The sequence below is a fragment of the Micromonospora sp. NPDC047730 genome (genome assembly GCF_043204765.1).
Lineage (GTDB): Bacteria > Actinomycetota > Actinomycetes > Mycobacteriales > Micromonosporaceae > Micromonospora.
Genome location: NZ_JBIDCU010000040.1, coordinates 1 through 17,346 on the forward strand (window position 1 = coordinate 1; position 17,346 = coordinate 17,346).

15 protein-coding genes and 3 pseudogenes are annotated in these 17,346 nt (G+C 69.5%); 6 read left to right on the forward strand and 12 right to left on the reverse strand.

What is annotated here, in order from left to right; all coding sequences use genetic code 11:
* Nucleotides 1-180: 180 nt before the first annotated feature.
* From ACGF5G_RS35045 to ACGF5G_RS35080, 8 genes and pseudogenes are all read right to left on the reverse strand, one after another.
* Entirely contained in the window at nucleotides 181-1,074 is an 894-nt protein-coding gene (locus ACGF5G_RS35045) for a hypothetical protein (RefSeq protein WP_393271123.1), read from the reverse strand.
* A 529-nt stretch (nucleotides 1,075-1,603) separates the two neighbouring features.
* The gene (locus tag ACGF5G_RS35050; RefSeq protein ID WP_393271144.1) at nucleotides 1,604-2,863 is read right to left on the reverse strand and encodes a histidine decarboxylase; all 1,260 of its coding nucleotides are present in this window, start codon (nucleotides 2,861-2,863) and stop codon (nucleotides 1,604-1,606) included.
* Nucleotides 2,860-3,594: a hypothetical protein gene (locus ACGF5G_RS35055; RefSeq protein WP_393271125.1), complete on the reverse strand. Its 735-nt coding sequence runs from the start codon at nucleotides 3,592-3,594 to the stop codon at nucleotides 2,860-2,862. Before ACGF5G_RS35055 ends, ACGF5G_RS35050 begins: the two co-directional genes overlap by 4 nt.
* A 260-nt stretch (nucleotides 3,595-3,854) precedes the next feature.
* Entirely contained in the window at nucleotides 3,855-5,300 is a 1,446-nt protein-coding gene (locus tag ACGF5G_RS35060; RefSeq protein ID WP_393271146.1) for an APC family permease, read from the reverse strand.
* A 585-nt stretch (nucleotides 5,301-5,885) separates the two neighbouring features.
* Nucleotides 5,886-6,527 (reverse strand): hypothetical protein, encoded by a 642-nt coding sequence (locus ACGF5G_RS35065; protein WP_393271127.1) that lies wholly within the window; start codon nucleotides 6,525-6,527, stop codon nucleotides 5,886-5,888.
* On the reverse strand, nucleotides 6,524-7,756 hold the full coding sequence (locus ACGF5G_RS35070; RefSeq protein WP_393271128.1) for a globin domain-containing protein: 1,233 nt from the start codon (nucleotides 7,754-7,756) through the stop codon (nucleotides 6,524-6,526). Before ACGF5G_RS35070 ends, ACGF5G_RS35065 begins: the two co-directional genes overlap by 4 nt.
* Before the next feature lie 3 nt (nucleotides 7,757-7,759).
* A pseudogene (locus tag ACGF5G_RS35075) lies at nucleotides 7,760-7,954 on the reverse strand (nitric oxide synthase oxygenase); the annotation flags it as partial.
* Between the two features lie 342 nt (nucleotides 7,955-8,296).
* Nucleotides 8,297-8,405: pseudogene (locus ACGF5G_RS35080) on the reverse strand (IS5/IS1182 family transposase); the annotation flags it as partial.
* Between the two features lie 565 nt (nucleotides 8,406-8,970).
* Here ACGF5G_RS35080 and ACGF5G_RS35085 point away from each other — a divergent pair.
* Both ACGF5G_RS35085 and ACGF5G_RS35090 read left to right on the forward strand, forming a co-directional pair.
* On the forward strand, nucleotides 8,971-9,972 hold the full coding sequence (locus ACGF5G_RS35085) for a hypothetical protein (protein WP_393271130.1): 1,002 nt from the start codon (nucleotides 8,971-8,973) through the stop codon (nucleotides 9,970-9,972).
* A gap of 83 nt (nucleotides 9,973-10,055) precedes the next feature.
* A pseudogene (locus ACGF5G_RS35090) lies at nucleotides 10,056-11,174 on the forward strand (IS630 family transposase); the annotation flags it as partial.
* 74 nt (nucleotides 11,175-11,248) lie between these two features.
* Here ACGF5G_RS35090 and ACGF5G_RS35095 read toward each other — a convergent pair.
* The 4 genes from ACGF5G_RS35095 to ACGF5G_RS35110 all read right to left on the reverse strand — a co-directional run bounded on the left by ACGF5G_RS35095 (nucleotide 11,249) and on the right by ACGF5G_RS35110 (nucleotide 14,388).
* Nucleotides 11,249-11,626: a nuclear transport factor 2 family protein gene (locus ACGF5G_RS35095; protein WP_393271147.1), complete on the reverse strand. Its 378-nt coding sequence runs from the start codon at nucleotides 11,624-11,626 to the stop codon at nucleotides 11,249-11,251.
* Between the two features lie 199 nt (nucleotides 11,627-11,825).
* Entirely contained in the window at nucleotides 11,826-13,070 is a 1,245-nt protein-coding gene (locus ACGF5G_RS35100; RefSeq protein WP_393271132.1) for a M14 family zinc carboxypeptidase, read from the reverse strand.
* A gap of 205 nt (nucleotides 13,071-13,275) precedes the next feature.
* Complete coding sequence (locus tag ACGF5G_RS35105) at nucleotides 13,276-13,638, reverse strand: CGNR zinc finger domain-containing protein (RefSeq protein WP_393271133.1); 363 nt, start codon at nucleotides 13,636-13,638, stop codon at nucleotides 13,276-13,278.
* A gap of 294 nt (nucleotides 13,639-13,932) precedes the next feature.
* Nucleotides 13,933-14,388 carry a VOC family protein gene (locus ACGF5G_RS35110; protein ID WP_393271135.1) on the reverse strand — a complete coding sequence of 152 codons (456 nt, stop codon included), beginning with the start codon at nucleotides 14,386-14,388 and terminating at the stop codon, nucleotides 13,933-13,935.
* A 116-nt stretch (nucleotides 14,389-14,504) separates the two neighbouring features.
* Between ACGF5G_RS35110 and ACGF5G_RS35115 the strand changes: the two genes are divergently transcribed.
* Genes ACGF5G_RS35115 through ACGF5G_RS35130 form a run of 4 tightly spaced genes read left to right on the forward strand, consistent with a single transcriptional unit; the run spans nucleotide 14,505 to nucleotide 17,198 of the window.
* Nucleotides 14,505-15,116: a helix-turn-helix domain-containing protein gene (locus tag ACGF5G_RS35115; RefSeq protein ID WP_393271137.1), complete on the forward strand. Its 612-nt coding sequence runs from the start codon at nucleotides 14,505-14,507 to the stop codon at nucleotides 15,114-15,116.
* Nucleotides 15,116-15,487, forward strand: a complete 372-nt coding sequence (locus ACGF5G_RS35120) for a hypothetical protein (protein WP_393271139.1) — start codon at nucleotides 15,116-15,118, stop codon at nucleotides 15,485-15,487. The genes ACGF5G_RS35115 and ACGF5G_RS35120 overlap by 1 nt, the downstream gene beginning before the upstream one ends.
* A complete protein-coding gene (locus tag ACGF5G_RS35125) occupies nucleotides 15,484-16,404 on the forward strand; it encodes an ABC transporter ATP-binding protein (protein ID WP_393271140.1) in 921 nt (306 codons plus the stop codon). The genes ACGF5G_RS35120 and ACGF5G_RS35125 overlap by 4 nt, the downstream gene beginning before the upstream one ends.
* A complete protein-coding gene (locus tag ACGF5G_RS35130) occupies nucleotides 16,401-17,198 on the forward strand; it encodes an ABC transporter permease (protein WP_393271142.1) in 798 nt (265 codons plus the stop codon). The genes ACGF5G_RS35125 and ACGF5G_RS35130 overlap by 4 nt, the downstream gene beginning before the upstream one ends.
* Nucleotides 17,199-17,346: the final 148 nt, after the last annotated feature.

The window sequence follows — 17,346 nt, forward strand, 5'->3', positions numbered from 1 at the left end:
GGAACGCCGCGACGACATCCACGAAGCCTTCCTCGGCCTCGCCACCTGCATCATCACGTACCGACACGTCGCACGACTTTGTTAGGACCTCTTAGACACTCAGACGATCACCGATGGGCTGCGAGCCCTTCACGCTCGGGTGGCCCGCGACTACGAAGCCCTACCGACCGGCTCGCTCCGTCAACGGGCTTGGCGCTGAAGCCGATGGTCGTCGACGGTGGTGAGCCATGAGCCGTCGCCGAGCGGTTCGAAGTCGTACTGTTCAGCAGAGAACGGTGCCATCTGCCCTCGGACCTCGCCGGTTCGCGGATCGACGATGTACCGCTCCAACCACTCCTCCTCATCGTCGGCCTCGCCGATGACGGTCACAATGGCGGTGTCGTCGCCGAGGTAGCCGCCAACCCACTCGACGACCACGCCGGCGGGATCATGGCCGAGCGACTCCGCCGTTACTCGCGCGACGACTGCGCCGTCGGGATACGCATGGAAAGCGGCGTCATGCTGATCGTGGTCCACGGTCATGAAATGGCGGCCGCCCGGCGCTACGTCGACAAGGACCCGATCCGGCCACGGATACTCGGTCAGCTCGATCCGACCGTTCTCGAAGCGACCCCGGTAGATCAGCGAGCCATCCTGTCCTTCCCCCACGTTCAGCAGCATGTGCCTGCCGTCTGGATGGGCGAAGTGTTTGCCCCCGTGACCGGCCGAACACAGGTCCACCTGCGCCATCACCCGGCCGGTACCCGCGTCGACGGCCAACCACTGATCGGCGCCGGTACCGCGCGCCATCGCGTCAGGTCGGAACACCCACACGATCATTCCGTCCAAGGAGTAGGCGCAGCAGCTATGGACGATGGGCCACGGTGCCGCAGCGGGGATGAAGTCGAGCTGCCACAGCCGCCGTCCGGTACGGTCGATACACGCCACGTGGTCGGGCATCGCGTACACCGCGCGGCTCAGGTCAGGTGCTACGGCATGGTCGTCCAACTCCATGTGCGCCCCAACGGGAAAGGTCGCTGCGGGCACCACGTCCGACACCGGCGCTGAGCCGACAGGAATCTCGTAGGCGAGCACAAGCCCATCCCGGTACCGGGATCGCACACGAAATTGCGTCATGGCGCAGGACGGTAGCCGACCCGAAGGCGGGACTCGTGACCGACGTGCCAGCCCAACTTCGTTGGAGTTCGATCGCCGAGGCGAGCCTCGGTCAGCACCATCCGTAGTCTCATCCGACGCGCATGGACCCTCTACCGGTGGGACAGCCGCCCCACCCGCCGCCGATGATCACCAACCATTCCGCGCGACCTCTTAGATAGCTAACTTGATCCTTAACCTGTACGGCGTGGCTCCGATGCCGGCACCGAAGAAGTACCCCGATGAGCTGCCTGAGCGTGCGACCCGGTTGACGGTCGAGGCCCGCCGGGATCCGGCCGGTGCGGTGGGAGCGATCCGGTGGATCGCTCGGGATCCATCCCAAGGCGTTGCGTACGTGGGTGAAGCGGACCGAGACCGATGCCGGCGAGGGGCCGGGTACCACCAGCGGCGATGCGTTCCGCATCGCCGCCCTCGAACGGGAGGAAACTGCCGCAGCCACTGCGAGGGATCAAATGAACTCGCCTCCGTGTCGGTCGGTAGACGGCATCGGAAGACAGTCAGTGCCCAGCGGTGGTGTGGGCGATTGGGGCGAGAGTCGGGATTGCGGTGTTGACCTCGGCGGTGCGGCGGCGGCGATGTCGGCTACGAACGCGTCGACTTGGCCCTTGCTGACGCCAGGCATGCAGATGATGTGGCTGGTGTCCCCGTCGGTGGCCAGCAGCCACTTCTTGCGCACCTGTTCCGGTGGGGTGGCAAGGACGACGGTGAAGGCGTGGGGATGCCGCCACGCGGGCCATCCCGCGGCGGTGAGCTGGTTGACGGCATAGGCGGCAAGGGTTCGGGCTTCGCTGACCCGCCAGCGGTGCCCTTCGCGGCCGTGGGTGGCGATGGCGTGCCACAGCAGTGCGGCGGCCAGGCCGCAGCGGGACCCGGTGATGGTGGTGTCGACGGTGTCGGTGTAGGCGACGTGGCTGCTGTGGCTGCGGACGCCGTCGCGGATGAGGACGACTCCGCACGGAGTCGGCACACCGAGAAACTTGTGACCGGACATGGCGATGCTGCCGATGCCACCGGCGTCATCGAGGCGTAGCCGGCCGTCGAGGGCGAGCGGGATGCCGGACAGTGCCGCGTCGACGTGCAGGTGCCCGCCCGCGCCGTACTCGTCGAGGACGGCGCGGATGCGGGTGGTGTCGTCCACCGCCTCGGTCATGGTGGTGCCGGCCGTGGCCACCACGATGGCGGGCCAGCGTCGCCGTCTGCGGACCTGCGCGGCGAGATGCGCATAGTCCATCTCCCCGTCCGGCCGCGCGTCGATGACCACGCTCCGCGCGCCCAGTAACGCCACGGTTTTGGAGACCGAGTAGTGCGCGGCGGTCGAGTAGTAGATCCGGGCGGTGGGATAACGGCGGTAGGCGGCGTGCAGGGCAGCCAGGTTGCCTTCGGTGCCGCCCGTGGTCACGTATCCCCACCGGTCATCGGCCGGCATGGACAGGATGTCGGCGACCCAGGTGATGACGGCCCGCTCCAGCACCCGCGTGTGGGCTGTCCCGCCCGGGTCCGCTGGATCGCCGATGTTGTTCCACAACCGGCTGCCCAGGCGGGCCATGACCTTGCTGTGGTCGAGGTCCACGGCCCCGGGAAACCCGATACTCGTCGCCGCGTCGGCGTCGGCCTGCTGCACCAGGCGGTCGAGGACGGCCGTGACATCGATCGGCGCGAGGCTGAGGTCCGCGGCACCGAGGAGACTGAGGGTGGAGTTGTGGGTCATGCCGGCCGCCTGGCGGTCAGGTGGGCGGTGAGGATGTCGTGCAGCGCGGCGAGCTGCCGCCACACCTCCCGGGTGGCGTCATCGTCTTCCTCCGTGAGGTGCTGGTGGGGGTTGTAGTAGGTGATCCGGTCCGGGTCGAGGGTTCTGTTGCAGCGGATTCCGTCCACGCCGATGCGGGCGTGGGGGTCACGGTCGATGTGCAGGGCGGTGCCGTCGGTCAGCAGCACGTAGCACTGGCCTTTGAGGTCGAACGCCGACCGGTAGCGGCCGTTGGCCGATTCGTCGCGCAGGGTCCGGGCGACCTGGTACCAGCGGCCCTGATCCGAGTCGAGGGTGGTGACGCCGATGCCGACGTAGGTCGCGTCGTCGGGCAGGGTCATGTCTCCGCCGTTGACCATCGAGCCATCCGGCCCGAGAGGATGCCACCGGCGCCCGGCGGAGGCGGCACGTGAGATGTTGTCGCTGGCGACGACCGCCAGGTCGCCGAGCAGCCGAGGTAGGTCATCGGATTCCGGCGAGGCCAGCCACAGCCGGTGGGCCATGTGCAGCCGGTAGCCGTGCGGCTCGGCCGGGGCCTCGGATCTAAAGAACAGCATCACCCCGTGCGGACCGAGCGCATCGCGCTTCCCGAACCGCTGGTCGGCCTCGACCATGTGGCCGGCGTTGGCCCGCTTGGAGCGATACGCGACTTGCCTGCGCAGGTCCGCCCAGCGGCGGTCCCTAGCCGGCACACCGTCACTGTCCTGCCTCTGCGAGGGCGCAGGCGGGGGTGGTGTGGGGGGAAACGTGGTGCCAGCCGGTCGGTGGTAATCGCCGGGCACTGGGACCGCGCCGTAGCCGGGTGGTGGTGGTGCGTAGTCGGCTGGCCTCCGGGAGGCAGCGGGCGGTGCCGCCGGTGGGCGCTCTGGTCGCCAGCCGGGGTGAAAGGGATCGACACCGTAATGCCCGCCGCGTGCGGCAGTATGATTGCTCATCGTCGCGATCCTCCTGCTCAGATCGAGACGTTGATGGCGTCGGGAACGGCGTGCGCCGTCGGGGTACCGCGGCCAATGCCGGCGTAGACCTCAGGACGGGCTCGCCGCAGGCTCCCGGCCCACACCCCGCCCGCAACGGCGGTGGCGACGAGGATCGCGGGCAGCAGGATGGGGTACAGCGACCCGGGCGCGGCCCCGAGCAGCGAGCTGACGTTACCGAGCATCAAGGCCAGCACCACCAGCCCGCCGAGCACGCCCAGGGCGGGCGCGAGCCGCCACTCCCACACCCCCGGCCGTAGCCCGCGCACGCTGTCCGGTGCCCGCAACGCGGCCACCGACGCGGCCAACAGCAGACACAGCAGCCCCATCGCACCCAGCGTCGACAGCCAGGTGAACATCGCCGCGACGGGGTCAGCGCCGCTGAACGCGAATGCGCCCACTACCACCGTGGCGACACCGGTCTGCGCCAGTGACCCGCCGCGCGGCGCGCTGACCCGGGTCGCGCTGCCGCCTCGCGCGAGCCCAACAGGCAGGACGCCCTCGCGGGCCATCGCGAACACATACCGTGCGAGCACGGCGTGGAACGCCAGCATCGACGTGACGATCGCGAAGACCAGCATCAGCTCCGCGAGGACAACCCACCCACCGCCAAGACGCTCCAGGACCGAGAACGGCAGCCCGCCGGCAGGGTCAGCGGCGACCTCGGCGACGGCTCCGGGGCCGACCGCCACCCCCATCGCCCACGCGGCCACCGCATACACCCCACCGAGCACCACCACTCCTGCCGTGGTGGCCCGGCTGACCGACCTGCGGTCGATGGCCTCCTCGACGAACGATCCCGGCGCGTCTATGCCCATGAACGCGGCCACGCAGAAGGCAACCGCGCCGCCAAGGCCGCTAACCGCCAACCCCGAGGCGTCGAAGCCCGCCCAGGACAGCCCACCGTCCGCCGGTTCTCCCATACCGGCCAGCACGAACGCCGTGACGACCAGCAGCGAGACGACCAGCACGGCGGCCAGGACCCGGGTGGACAACACGATCGCCCGCAGACCCAACACCCCGACGCCGGCCAGGGCGAGGCCCGCCCACACCCACCACGTGCCGCCGAGCTGCGCGGCGATCGTCGCCCCGAACAGCCCGTACAGGCTGGTCTGGATGGCGTTGTAGGCCACCAAGGCGACCAGGCCGGCGGCGACGCCCCAGCCACGGCCCAACCCCTTCGCGAGGATGCCGTAGTAGGCCGCCGGGTGCCGGACCTGGCGTGCCATCGCCGTGTACCCGACCGCGAGCACCGCCACCGTACCCGCGACGAGCACGAAGGTCAGGGGCAGAGCCGTCACCTTGGTGGTCGCGTACGTCGCGACGATGCCTCCGGCGAGCACCACCATGGGCGCCGACGCCGCAGCCCCGATCACCCACAACCCGAACGGAGTCAGCGTCCGCCGCGCGAGAGCTACCTGCACATGCGTTGACTTCACCGCAGCTCCCCCCGCTCCGGAAAGATTGGGCACGACGAGCGCTGGCAGTCATCCGCTGGATGTCGGTCCCCGGTGAGGGCGTTGGCCGCCATCAGGTGCACCGTCGCCGGCCGTACCGGGCCGGCACACCAGTAGCCCTGGTCACGGCCGAGCCGCCGCTGCGTGGTGTCCGCGTCGGGCGTGAACCTGAACAGGTCATGGTGTCCGTCCGGCCACTCCCGCCGAATCGCGTACCTCCATGCGTACTTCGCGGCCGTCGCGTTTGCCACGTCCGTGACCGCGGCACCGGTGCCGGCGGCGTGCGGCCGTGCCGGCAACCGCTGCCCGGCATCGAGCGTTCGCGGTGGGGAGGCGGTAAGCGGTCCGGGGACCAGGGTCAGCATGAGGATGTGTCTCCTTGAAAATCGGGGCACATAGGGTTGGAACTCCGGTTGAGCAGTTCGGACGAGTCGGCACTCGTGCGTGACGGGTAATGCGGGGCGCCGAGAAACCGTGCGGTTTGGCGCGACAGGCGTGGGGAGCCCCTGTCATCACCTTCCGGTCGAGCCAGGAAACGCGAAGAGCACCCTGCTACTCCTTGATCGCCAGTTTCAGCTGTTCGCTGACCTCACCAGCGGCCCCTGCGCTGGCCAGAATCTGCTCAGACTGATCGGCCAGGTACGACTGCCACTGGGACAGGTGTTCGTGCGCGGCCCGACTGGCGGTTAACAGAGCGTCATACCTCTCTTGCAGGTCCTGTAGATGACGCTGCAGTTCGGTGACCTGCGGGCCGGCGTATCCGGTGCTCTTGGCGGCCTGCTGATGGGCGTGGACGATGATGTCCTCGGCCTGCCGCCGCGCTTCGGCGAGGATCTCCGCGCCCTCCACGCTGGCGTCGCCGATTGTGCGGTTGGCTTCCTCCTGAGCGCGCATCGTCAGCTCGACAGCCAATGGGTCAGCTGCTTGCGGTACGGCGCTCGGCAGGGTTCCGTGGCGGAGCATCTCGACCTGGTTGAGCAGGCTGGCCACCTCTCGTCCCCTACGATCGATTTCGCCGCGCAGCAGCGCGATCCGATCGTCCGCGAAGCGGACCACCGCGGCAACGTCAACTGCCGGGTACCAATGCGTGCGGCGTGAGCGGCGGGTGGCTACCAGGCTGAGGCGCTGGGTGACCTCGCCGGGCAGCGGCCGCTCCGCGTCCGGTGCAAGGTGTCGAGCACCGTGGTCAGTCATCGGACTCCTGTCCAGGTGAGGTCACGCGGCGTCGATCCAGCCGGCGCCGACAGAGGTGGGTAGAGCGAGTGGTCGTAGCTTTCGGTCAGAATCCGGGCAGGGTCTACACCAGAGGCGGTAAGGGCAGCGATCGTGGCCCGGGTCATCACAGGAGACCCGCAGACGAGGATGTCTGCGTCTGCCCACGGGCCGAGCCGCAGGGCGGTGTCGACGGCGCGCCCCACCTCGCCGTCCCACCCCCACCCAATTTCTACGGTTGGCACGTAGCGGAGCCACGGCTCGCCCAAGGTGTCAGACCACGCTGCTTCCGGCGCCGTCGCGGCCAGTTTCAGGAGCGCTTGGTGGTCGTACAGGTCGTCGGGTGTTTTTCCCCCCACCACCAGGGTGGTGGGACGGCCGGAGCCTTGCTGGATCTGCTCGAGGATGGCTCGCAGCGGCGCTACGCCGGTACCGCCAGCGATCAGCAGAAGCCGTCGGTGGGGTGCGCGGTCGTACGACGACAACGCGGTGCCCACGGGGTGCCCCAGCAGGAGTGTGTCGCCGAGTGCCGTCCGGCGCACCAGATGGGTGGAGAACCGGCCCGTCGCCCTCACGTGGAACTCGAGCGTTCCGTCGGGGCGGGGAGCGTTGGCGGGTGACAGGTACCGCCAGGTGCGCATTGCCGGCACCTGTGTCGGCAGAGACTGCCCCGGCAGGTAGTTGCACAGGTAGTTCGGTCGGACGGTGAACACGCAGATGTCGGCGCGGCGGCGCTCCGTGCTGGTTACCTCTGCCCGCCAGAACGAGGGCGCGACCCGTTCGGATCTGGCGGCGCCGGCGAGCATCAACTTCGCTACCGCCTCGTACGCCGCAGCCCAGTCAGCCCTTAAGCTTGGTGTCCACCCTGGTCCGACGAAGTGCTCCAGCGTTGCCACGAGTGCCTGGCCTACCCAGATGTAGTGCCGCTCCGCCAGCTGCACCGGTCGACCCTCGTGGTCTGATCCGTGGAACCGCCTGTGATCAGCGCCGAGACGCTGCGCGAACGTCGTGAGCGCATCCGGGTCGTCGATGTTCGTGATGATGTGCCCGAGCGAGGCGAGTAGCTTGTCCTCCTGATACCGCATGTCGGCTGGGAACATGGTCCGCGTCTCAGGAGCGATAAGGAACAGAGTCGCGTAGAAGTATTTTGCTGCTTCGGGGCCGGCGACGGCGAGCTGGTTCCAGCTCCGACGCAGCGCAGTGACGTCCATGTGTCAGCCCTCCTGCCGGGAGGCGAGGTAGTGGCGCTCACGCAGAGTCGGCTCGGGAAAGTACGGCGTGTGAACACCTGGCCAGAAACTCGGGTTAGGCGCCCGGGTGTCGTAGTAGCGGTGGTGCTCGGCGTGTAGGGCGGCCCATCCGACCGACCCGTTGATCCACGGCCAGTCGCCGTGGCCGGGCCGGCCAGCGCTGCCGGTCGTCGATGCTGGCTCGTTCCCGATCATCGGGCCGGTTCCGGCACGTTCCCCGCGTGTCCCCCGCGTGATCCTCCGTGCGGGCGGGCGTCGTCGCAGTGCCACGTCTCTCCCATCCCGTTCATGTTTCGCCTCTGGTCTCTGCCATACGGCCGGCACCGGGCGGGAGTTCACATCTTTGACTCAGGACGGATCGCCGCTCGTAATGCCGGGTGGCGACGGAAGACCGGGGCAGGGAGGGCTTGACCACGGCGCCGAGCCGGCGTGGTCGCCGAGCACCTGGTTGCCGCCGTGGCAGGGCCCTTGTCCGGAGCTGCTGCCTGCCCGGCTGAGGGTGCCGACGGCGATGACCAGGCGGATGCTGGCGTCGATGGCGACCTGCAGGTTCGTCGAGTACCGGTAATTCTCGCCCCGCGGCGAGGCGGTGGTCCCGGGTCGGGATCACCTGCACCCAGGCATCTTCCGACGACCGTCCCTAACAGACACCTGTCGGGGTTACGAGACGTCCCTCAGACGTTTTCCGCGCCCCCTGACAATAATCAGGCCGGACGCAACGGCCGGCCGCGGCGACCACCGCGACCGCCGCCACCCTCGCGACGCCGCGCCGCGAGAGCTGCCATCGGGATGGAGGCTGGGTGATCCGGCCAGAACGTGCGAACACCACATTCAGCTCCCGCCTTGTGAGCACATGCCCGTGTCGTCAGCGAGCTACGCTCCCTGCGCGTAGGGACGCGGGTCCCGGTTCACGGCGAGCGAACCGGGTTCAGCCGACAGGCCGACGATGCTGGCGGCAGCACCGGCCGAAGCCCGCCGAACCCACCTTGCTAATTCGCATTAGCATCTTGACGCCGCCGAGACGGCGCGCGCAGACTCGTCAACCAACGAACCCGTCCGCGACGATCGTCCACACCGTACGGCCGCTCGGCGAGGTGAGTGACACCCGCTGACTCGTCACGGCCGCCCCCGCTCCCGCTGCCCCGGTCGGCCCACCTCACGAACGGAGAAACGCGATGACGCGTACCCCTGAAGGCTCCATCTCCCGACGCACGCTGCTGCGTGGTACGGCGGCCGCCGGCGTCGCGATCACCGGCGCCGGCCTTGCCGCGACGCCCACGCCCGCGCTCGCCGCACCGGCTGGCTTCCCCAACTATCAATACGTGCGCGACGCGTTCGCCGCCCCGTTGCGCTACAACCCGACCGGCGAGTTCATCTTCCCGTGCGTGCGCGGAGTCTACGACAAGATCAGCGGCTATCTCGGCCGCTACTACCTCTACTACGCGCCACACGACGCACCCGGCGGGATTTGCCTCGCCTACGCCGACCGACTCGAGGGCCCCTACACCGAGTACCCGAACAACCCCATCATCGACCGGTATCTGCCGACCACCACGGTGAGCCACGTGTCGTCCCCCCACGTGGTGTGGGACGCGCCGACCCGGCAGTTCTACCTGTACTTCCACGGCGAGAACTACACGACCCGAGTCGCCCGCTCGACCGACGGCATCCACTTCACCGACGAGACCCCGATCCTGTCGACGAGACTGGTGCCCAACACGACCGAGACCTCGTACGCACGGGTCTTCGAACACTCCGTGGCCGGCAAGGACAACCGCTACGTGATGGTGTTCATGGGCTACCACACAATCGGACCGGGCACCCGAAAGATCTTCTGGGGCTGGTCGCCGAACGGCTGGAGCGGCTGGCAGTTCGACCCGAACCCGCTGGTGTCGCCGTCGGGCGACGGGCTCACCGACATCTCCGCGCCGCACCTGTTGAAGCGCAACGGCACCGCCTATCTCGCGTATCACGGCAACAGCGGCAACATGTATCTGACCGAGATCGGCAACAACTTCGACCGCGAGGTCCACCTCGGAGTGTTCCACCGACCGATCGCGTCGGACAACGGCCGGGTCGCGGCACCCACGTTCGGCACCGACGGCGGCGTGAGCTACATGCTCTACGAGGCCGGGCCCCGCCTCGACGCCAGGATCTGCGTGGCCCGCGCGGTCTAGTGCTCTGACCGGGAAGGTTCACCGGGTTGGTGGTCGTGACGGTTGGATGTGCGGTGACGTCCGATCCGAGCGCTGGAGGCGCGGTGGCTGAGCCTGTCCGTGTACGCAGGCGGACCGACCAGGAGGGGCAGAAGCTGCAGCAGACCGTGCGCCGGGGCAGCACCAACTCGGTGCGCTACCGGCGCGCGATGATGCTGCTGGCCTCGGCCGGCGGGAACCGGGTGCCTGTGATCGCCCAGCTGGTCCAGGCCGACGAGGACACCGTCCGGGAGGTGATCCACCGGTTCAACGAGATCGGCCTGGCCTGCCTGGACCCTCGCTGAGCGGGAGGCCGTCCCCGCCGACTCAGCCCTGACGAGGAAGACTTCGTCATCCGGACGGCCACCACCCGCCCCCACCAAGCTCGGCCAGCCCTTCACCCGCTGGTCGATGCGCAAGCTCGCCGCCTACCTGCGGAAAGTGCACGGACGTGTCATCCGCATCGGCCGTGAAGCCTTACGGTGCCTGCTCCGGCGCCGCGGCATCACCTTCCAGCGCACCAAGACCTGGAAGGAGTCACCCGACCCTGATCGCGACGCCAAGCTCGACCGGATCGAGCAGGTGCTGGAACGCTTCCCGGACCGGGCTTTCGCCTTCGACGAGTTCGGGCCCCTGGGGATCCGGCCCACCGCAGGCTCCTGCTGGGCGAAGCAGGGCAAGCCAAACCGGCTTCCGGCGACCTACCGCCGCACCCACGGCGTCACCTACTTCCACGGCTGCTACTCCGTGGGCGACGACCGCCTGTGGGGCGTCAACCGCCGCTGCAAGGGCACCGCCAACACCCTGACCGCGCTCAAGTCGATCCGCGCTGCCCGACCCGACGGCGCCCCGATCTACATCATCCTGGACAACCTCTCCGCCCACACCGGCGCGGGCATCCGCCGCTGGGCGAAGAAGAACAAGGTCGAGCTGTGCTTCACCCCGACCTACGCTTCCTGGGCCAACCCGATCGAGGCCCACTTCGGCCCGCTGCGGCAGTTCACCCTGGCCAACTCCCACCACCGCGGCCACCCTGCGCAAACCCAGGCACTGCACCGCTACCTGCGCTGGCGCAACACCAACGCCCGCCACCCCGACGTACTCGCCGCCCAACGCAAGGAACGCCCCGGCACCCGCAGCGAAAGGGCATTCGCTGGGGCGGACGCCCCCTCAACACCGCGGCCTGGCCAACCGCGAACAGCAGCCCCCGAACGCCGACGGGGCAAGTTCAGGAGAAGGACAGCGACAGAAGGATGACTCAGGAGGCGAACGGCTCGATCTCCCCCGCGAAGACGATGACCTGGTCGATGAGGCTCCGTCGCAGATGGACGACATCCGTTCCCGCCAGGCGGGGGCCTCCATCAGGCGTGGTGAAGACCCACCGGTACCGGGCCCATTCGTCAGGCATGTCCACCGCTGAGCAGCGGACCATCGTGCCGGTCCCCGCCGGGTGGCGTCGGATGTCCAGCACGAACCGCTCGACCGCCCCGATTCCTTCGCTGCGACCCAACGGCCCCCAGAAGACCACGTCTGAGGTCAGGGCCTGGGAGAGCAGGGCGGTCACATAGCTGTCGTCCGAGGCGTTGAACGCGGCAATGAACGTGTCGATCGCGGAGCGTGCGGTCTCTTCCTGCATGCCCCAGTAATACCAGCCGTTTCGCGTGCGCTCGTCCCGCGAGCCGCCTTCCGATCACGGTGAACCTTCCCGGTCACAGCACTAGCAATACCTCCCCGTCACCGGCCAGACGAGCAGCTCGGCCTGGAACGGGGCACCATCCAGCCGACGCCAGCGGCCCCGGAGCTCCTGCCCCGGGGCCGCCAGCCGTCAATGATCGTCAGTCGTTGGTGGTGTCCCAGCCGTAGTCGGGCAGGTCGAAGAAGTCGTCACCGTCGACCCGGTCGACGGTGCCGTCGGCCAGGCCGTCGAGCAGCGACTCCACGCCGGTCTGCACGCTCTGCACGAGCATGCCGTGCTGCTTCTGGCCCAGGTCGTCCTGCTGGCCGCGCACCTCGAACAGCACCGTGCCGGTGCCGTTCAGGGCGAACGCCGAGCGGCCCTGGCCCGCGTACTCCCGGTTGTCCGGGTGGTAGTACCGGCCGATGGCGGCCAGCTTCGACTGGTCACCGTACTTCGCGGTCATGCCGTTGGCGACGGTGAGGGCGTAGCGGCGGGACTTGTCCTGGTCCAGCGCCGGCCACTTCGCCTTGTACGCGGCGCCGTCCTGCACGCCGAGCGGCGGGTAGTCGAGCGAGACGGAGATGAGGTTGCCGTCCTGCTCACCGCCGGTGATCCGGTCGCACGGCCCCATGTGGTGCAGGTCGATGTACGCGTCGACGGCGCCCTTCTCCGCCCGCAGACCCACGTATACGTCGCGGATTGCCCGCGACTCGGGGGAGAGGAAGAACCCGGCGTCGGTGTCGCGGCCCGGAAGGTCGGTGGCGCGCGGCACGTAGTCGAGGTCGGGGTTGAAGTCGCGGTTCAGGTCGTAGCCGGGCAGGTTGATGCCGTCCCCGTTGAGCCGGTGGTACCAGGCGCGCGGAGCGTCGGCCAGCTGCGGAAACTCCGCGACCGTCGCGTCCCAGGACCGTACGTTCATCCGCCGGTTGAGCTCGCCGCCGTCGGGGTTGACCATCGGCATGGCGACGAAGGTGACCTCGGTGAGGATCTGTCGCGTCTGCGCGTCACCGGCGCTGCCCAGGCGCTTGAGGATCCCGAGCAGCGCCTCGGTGCCGGTTCGCTCGTTGCCGTGGATCGCGCTGGTGACCAGCAGCACCTTGTCGCCGGTGCCGACCCGGGCCGTGTACAGCTCCCGGCCCTCCGGCGAGCGCCCGACCACCTCGACGTCCACCCGGCCGCCGCTGGTGCGCTCGATCTGCGCCAGCTGGTCGCCGACCTGCTCGTGGTTGCTCCAGCCCGACCAGGACGGGTCCTCGGCGATCTTGCAGCTGCCCTGCCCCGGCCCCTCGGGAGCGGCAGCGGAGACCGCCGGAGCGGTGAGGATCGAACCGGCCAGCGCGGCCGTCACGGCGGCGGCCAGGGCCCCGCGGGATCGGATTGTCGACTTCGTGTGTACCTGCACGCGTAACTCCTCTCGTGGATCCACCGGCCACCGAGCGGGGCGCAGAAGAGCGCTGGTGACGCTCGGGGAGCGGACCACCTCTTGCTTCCGAGGATCTTGACCTGCGCGGACGGCGGATGCAATAGAGAGCTGCGCTTTTCTCGATGCGAGGGCAGGTTCCGGCCGACGCGGGGTCCTGCGACCCGGTGCGTGGTCTGATCGTCGATCACCTGCCTGCTCGGTGCTGGGTCCGGTGGCGATGCACAGCGTCGTGGTTGCCGCACCGGGTCGAGCAGTATTCGCGCCGCCCGTTGCGGCTGGTGTCGACGAACACCGTCACGCATGTCGACCGGGCGCAGACGCCCAGCCGCCGGCCTTCCGCCTCAACCGCGAAGATCGACAGACCGCCGACCGTGACCGCTCGGACCCGGCCGACGACATCATCGCCCTCGGGCGTGAAGTGCAGGTGCGGACGCAGCCCGTCGTGGGTGGTCAGAAACGCCCCGGCAGTCCCCTCGACCAGCAGCGCGTTGATCGTCGCGCAGCGCTCGTCGGTCCCGGGCGCCTCGAACACGGCTCGCAGCCGCACACCCCACATCCGCAGAATCTCTGCCTGCCGGGCCGTGAGAGCCGGTCGCGGATCTCGTGCGTACGCAGGACCGCCTCGATCTCACCCGTCCCGATCCCGCCCACGCCGGGCCGGCGTCCATCGCCGGCGCACAGACGCTACTCTCGATCGCCACGCTCCCGTTCATCGTCGGCCCGACCATGGGATGACCTTCCCCGCACCGGCGGCACACCGCCACGGCCAGGTCCGCGGGGCTGTCTCGACCGAGCGGCGTTTCGATCCAGGCCATCCGCCGGGAAGTCGACGTGTGGGGGGTCACCGCGGGGTGCGGGCCGGTCGTCCCATCTCAGCGAGGATTCCGGTGCCCTGACCGAGTTCGATGAGGTAGCCGTCCGGATCGCGCAGGTAGCAGCGGATCTCCACCCCGTGATCCTTCGGTTCGGTCAGGAACTGTCCGCCGCGGGAACGCCACAGCTCGTAGACGGCGCGTACGTCGGTGACCCGGATGTTGAGCGCGCCGCTGAGCACGTTCGGGTCCGCAGGTGCCTGCGCCCGGACGGTCGGCTTGTCGTCGGTCGGGCCGCCCTCGTCGTTGATCACGATGTAGCCGTTGTGCAGCCGGAGAATGGCCGGTTGCCGCTCGCGCACCACCGTCGCTCCCAACACGCTGCGGTAGAACTCCCGCGAACGGTCCACGTCCCGCACGATCAACAGGTGGGTGAGCACCAGCCCGTGCTCGGGCTGGAAGTAGTCGGGCGCCTCGTCCGTCACCGCAGTCTCCTCCGGGTCGGCCGGACGGGTACCCACGCGGGCGCCGGGCACACCTGTCCGCCTCCGGAACCACCCACCCTTGCCATTATCATTCTCGATAGTGATATCGTTGAGCCGTGGAGTTGTCGAGGGAACGTTGGGCGGAGTTGGCGCTACACCCGGTGCGCATCCGGATCCTGCGGGCAGTGGCGGGTGCGCGACTGACCACGCACGACCTGGCGGCGCTGCTGCCGGACATCCCGCAGGCCACGCTCTACCGGCACCTGGCCACGCTGGTCAAGGCCGGCCTGATCGAGGTGGTGGAGGAGCGCAGGATCCGCGGGGCCGTCGAGCGGGTCTACGCCCTGCCTGCCCACGGTGCGACCTTGGACGCCGCAGCCCTGGCCACCGCGACGCCCGAGGATCACGCCCGCTACTTCACCGCCTTCGTGTCGAGCCTGCTGTCGGAGTTCTCCCGCTACCTCGCCCGTGAGCGGATCGACTTCGCCGCCGACGGTGTCGGATACCAGCAGCTCGTGCTCCACCTGACCGACGCGGAGCTGGCAAAGTTCGCCGCCGACCTCAACCAGGTCATCGGCCCGCTGCTGGGCAACGAGCCCGGCGAGGGCAGGGTGCCTCGACTACTGGCCACCATCCTGCTGCCGGCCGATCAGCCGGCAGCCACCGACAGCCCACAACAGACGCCGGAGCGGGACGAAGGCTCCGACCCGAGGGAAGGGAATGGCTGATGGCCTCGGTCACGGTTGCCGTCGAGCTGGTCGACATCCGGTTCACCGGGTGGGAGCGGCTCTGGATCGGGCGTGAGCGGCTGACCGTCCCCGTCACCGCGGTGCGGAGTGTGGCCATCGTGGCCGACCCGCTGCGCCTGGCGCGGGGCGCCCGGCGCGGAATGGTGGTGTCCGGCTTCGTCAAGATCGGTGTCTGGGGGTTGTTCGCTGGTCCCCGTCAGCTCGTGGCGGCACGCCGGGGCGAGCTGGGGCTGCATATCGTCCTGGACCGGGCGGCCGCCGGCGGTCAGTTCGACGAGGTCGTGCTCTCCGATCCGGCTGCGCCGGACATCGCGGACGCGATCGGACGCGCGTCGGCGGTCGGCGCATGAACGGCGACCGCCTGACGATCGAGGTCTCGCACCTGACCAAGCGGTACGGCGAGGTCACCGCCGTACGTGATCTGACCTTCACGGTCGAACCGGGCGTGGTCACTGGTTTCCTGGGCCCGAACGGCGCGGGCAAGACCACCACGATGCGCATGCTGACCGGCCTCGTGTCGCCCACCTCCGGCACCGCGACGATCGGCGGCCAGCCGTACGGGCGGCTGCCACGGCCGTCGCGCACCGTCGGGGCGGTGTTCGACGCGAGCGCGTTCCACCCCGGCCACACCGCCCGCGACCACCTGCGCGTCTACGCCGCGATGGGCGGCTACCGGGACAGCCGGGTCAGCGACCTGCTCGATCTGCTCGGCCTCGCCGAGGCCGCCGACCGCCGCACCCGCGGGTTCTCCACCGGCATGCGGCAACGGCTCAGCCTCGCCACCGCCCTGCTCGGCGACCCCTCGGTGCTGCTGCTGGACGAGCCGAGCAACGGCCTCGACCCCGAAGGCATGCTGTGGTTGCGTGGCTTCCTGCGCCGGCTGGCCGATGAGGGACGCACGATCCTGATCTCCAGCCACGTGCTCAGCGAGATCCAGCAGCTCGTCGACGACGTGGTGGTGGTCCGCCACGGCGAGCTCGTCGCCGCTGGACCGTGGTCACGGCTCGCCGGACCGCCAGCGGTGCTGGTGAGCTCGCCGGATGCCGACCGGCTGGCCGCCGCCCTGCGAGTCAGCCGGCCAGACGGCGACGCGCCGCGGATCGAAGCCGTCGGGGCAGGGCGGCTACGGGTCTACGGGCTGGACGCGCCGCACGTCGCCGACCTGGCCGCCACGTGCCGGCTGCGGGTACACGAGCTGGTCACCGAGAACCCCAGCCTCGAACAACTCTTCCTCCACCTGACCACCGACAGGGCGACCACCGCATGAACCACCTGATCAAGGCCGAGTTCCGCCGGTTGTTGGCCACCCGCACGTGGAGCGGGCTGCTGCTCGCCGCCGTGCTGATCGGCGGCGGCATGACGGGCGCGATGGCGCTGGTCGGTCCGGAGAACTTCGACCCACCCATGCCCGGACTGGACACCGAAACCGGCATCCGCTCGGTCCTCGGCATCCTCGGTTACACCGCATTCGTGCCGGCCGCCGTCGGCACACTCGCCGTCACGTCCGAGTACCGGCACCGCACCGCCGCCGTCACGTTCCTGTTCGCGCCGCGCCGGTGGCAGGTGTTGGCGGCCAAGCTCGCCACGTACGGCGTCGGTGGACTGGCGTACGGGCTGGTCCTCGCCGGCACCGCCGCCGCAGCCCTCTTCGCGGTCGCCGCCGCCCGCGGCGTCGCGCTCGGCCTGCCGGCCGGCACGGTGCTGGCGTTGCTGGCCCGCATCGGCCTGGCCATGGTCGTGTACCTGCTGATCGGCGTGGGCATGGGCGCCCTGCTCCGCCACCAGGTCGTGGCCCTGTGCGTCGTGATCGGCTACCTGTACCTGGGCGAGACGCTGCTCATGATGATCCCCGGCATCAACGCGCTCTATCCAGTCCTGCCCGGCGGCGCCACCGCCTCCCTCACCGACTTCACCTACCTCGCCGACGCCATGTCCGAACAGGTCGGCAGCACGGCCATCCAACTACTGCCACCAGCCACCGGCGCACTACTGCTCACCGCGTACGCACTCACCGCCTCGCTGATCGCCGTCATCATCCCCATGCGCCGCGACATCACCTGACCTTCCTCCCCTTGCCGAGCTTCGGGGCGGGGGGGCCGGGCGGCCCCCCCCCCCCCCCCCCGGCCCCCCGGGGGGGGGGGGCCCGGGCGCATTTCACCCCCCCAACGGGCGCGGGGGGGGGGGGCGCCGGGGGGCCGGCCGCGGCGGG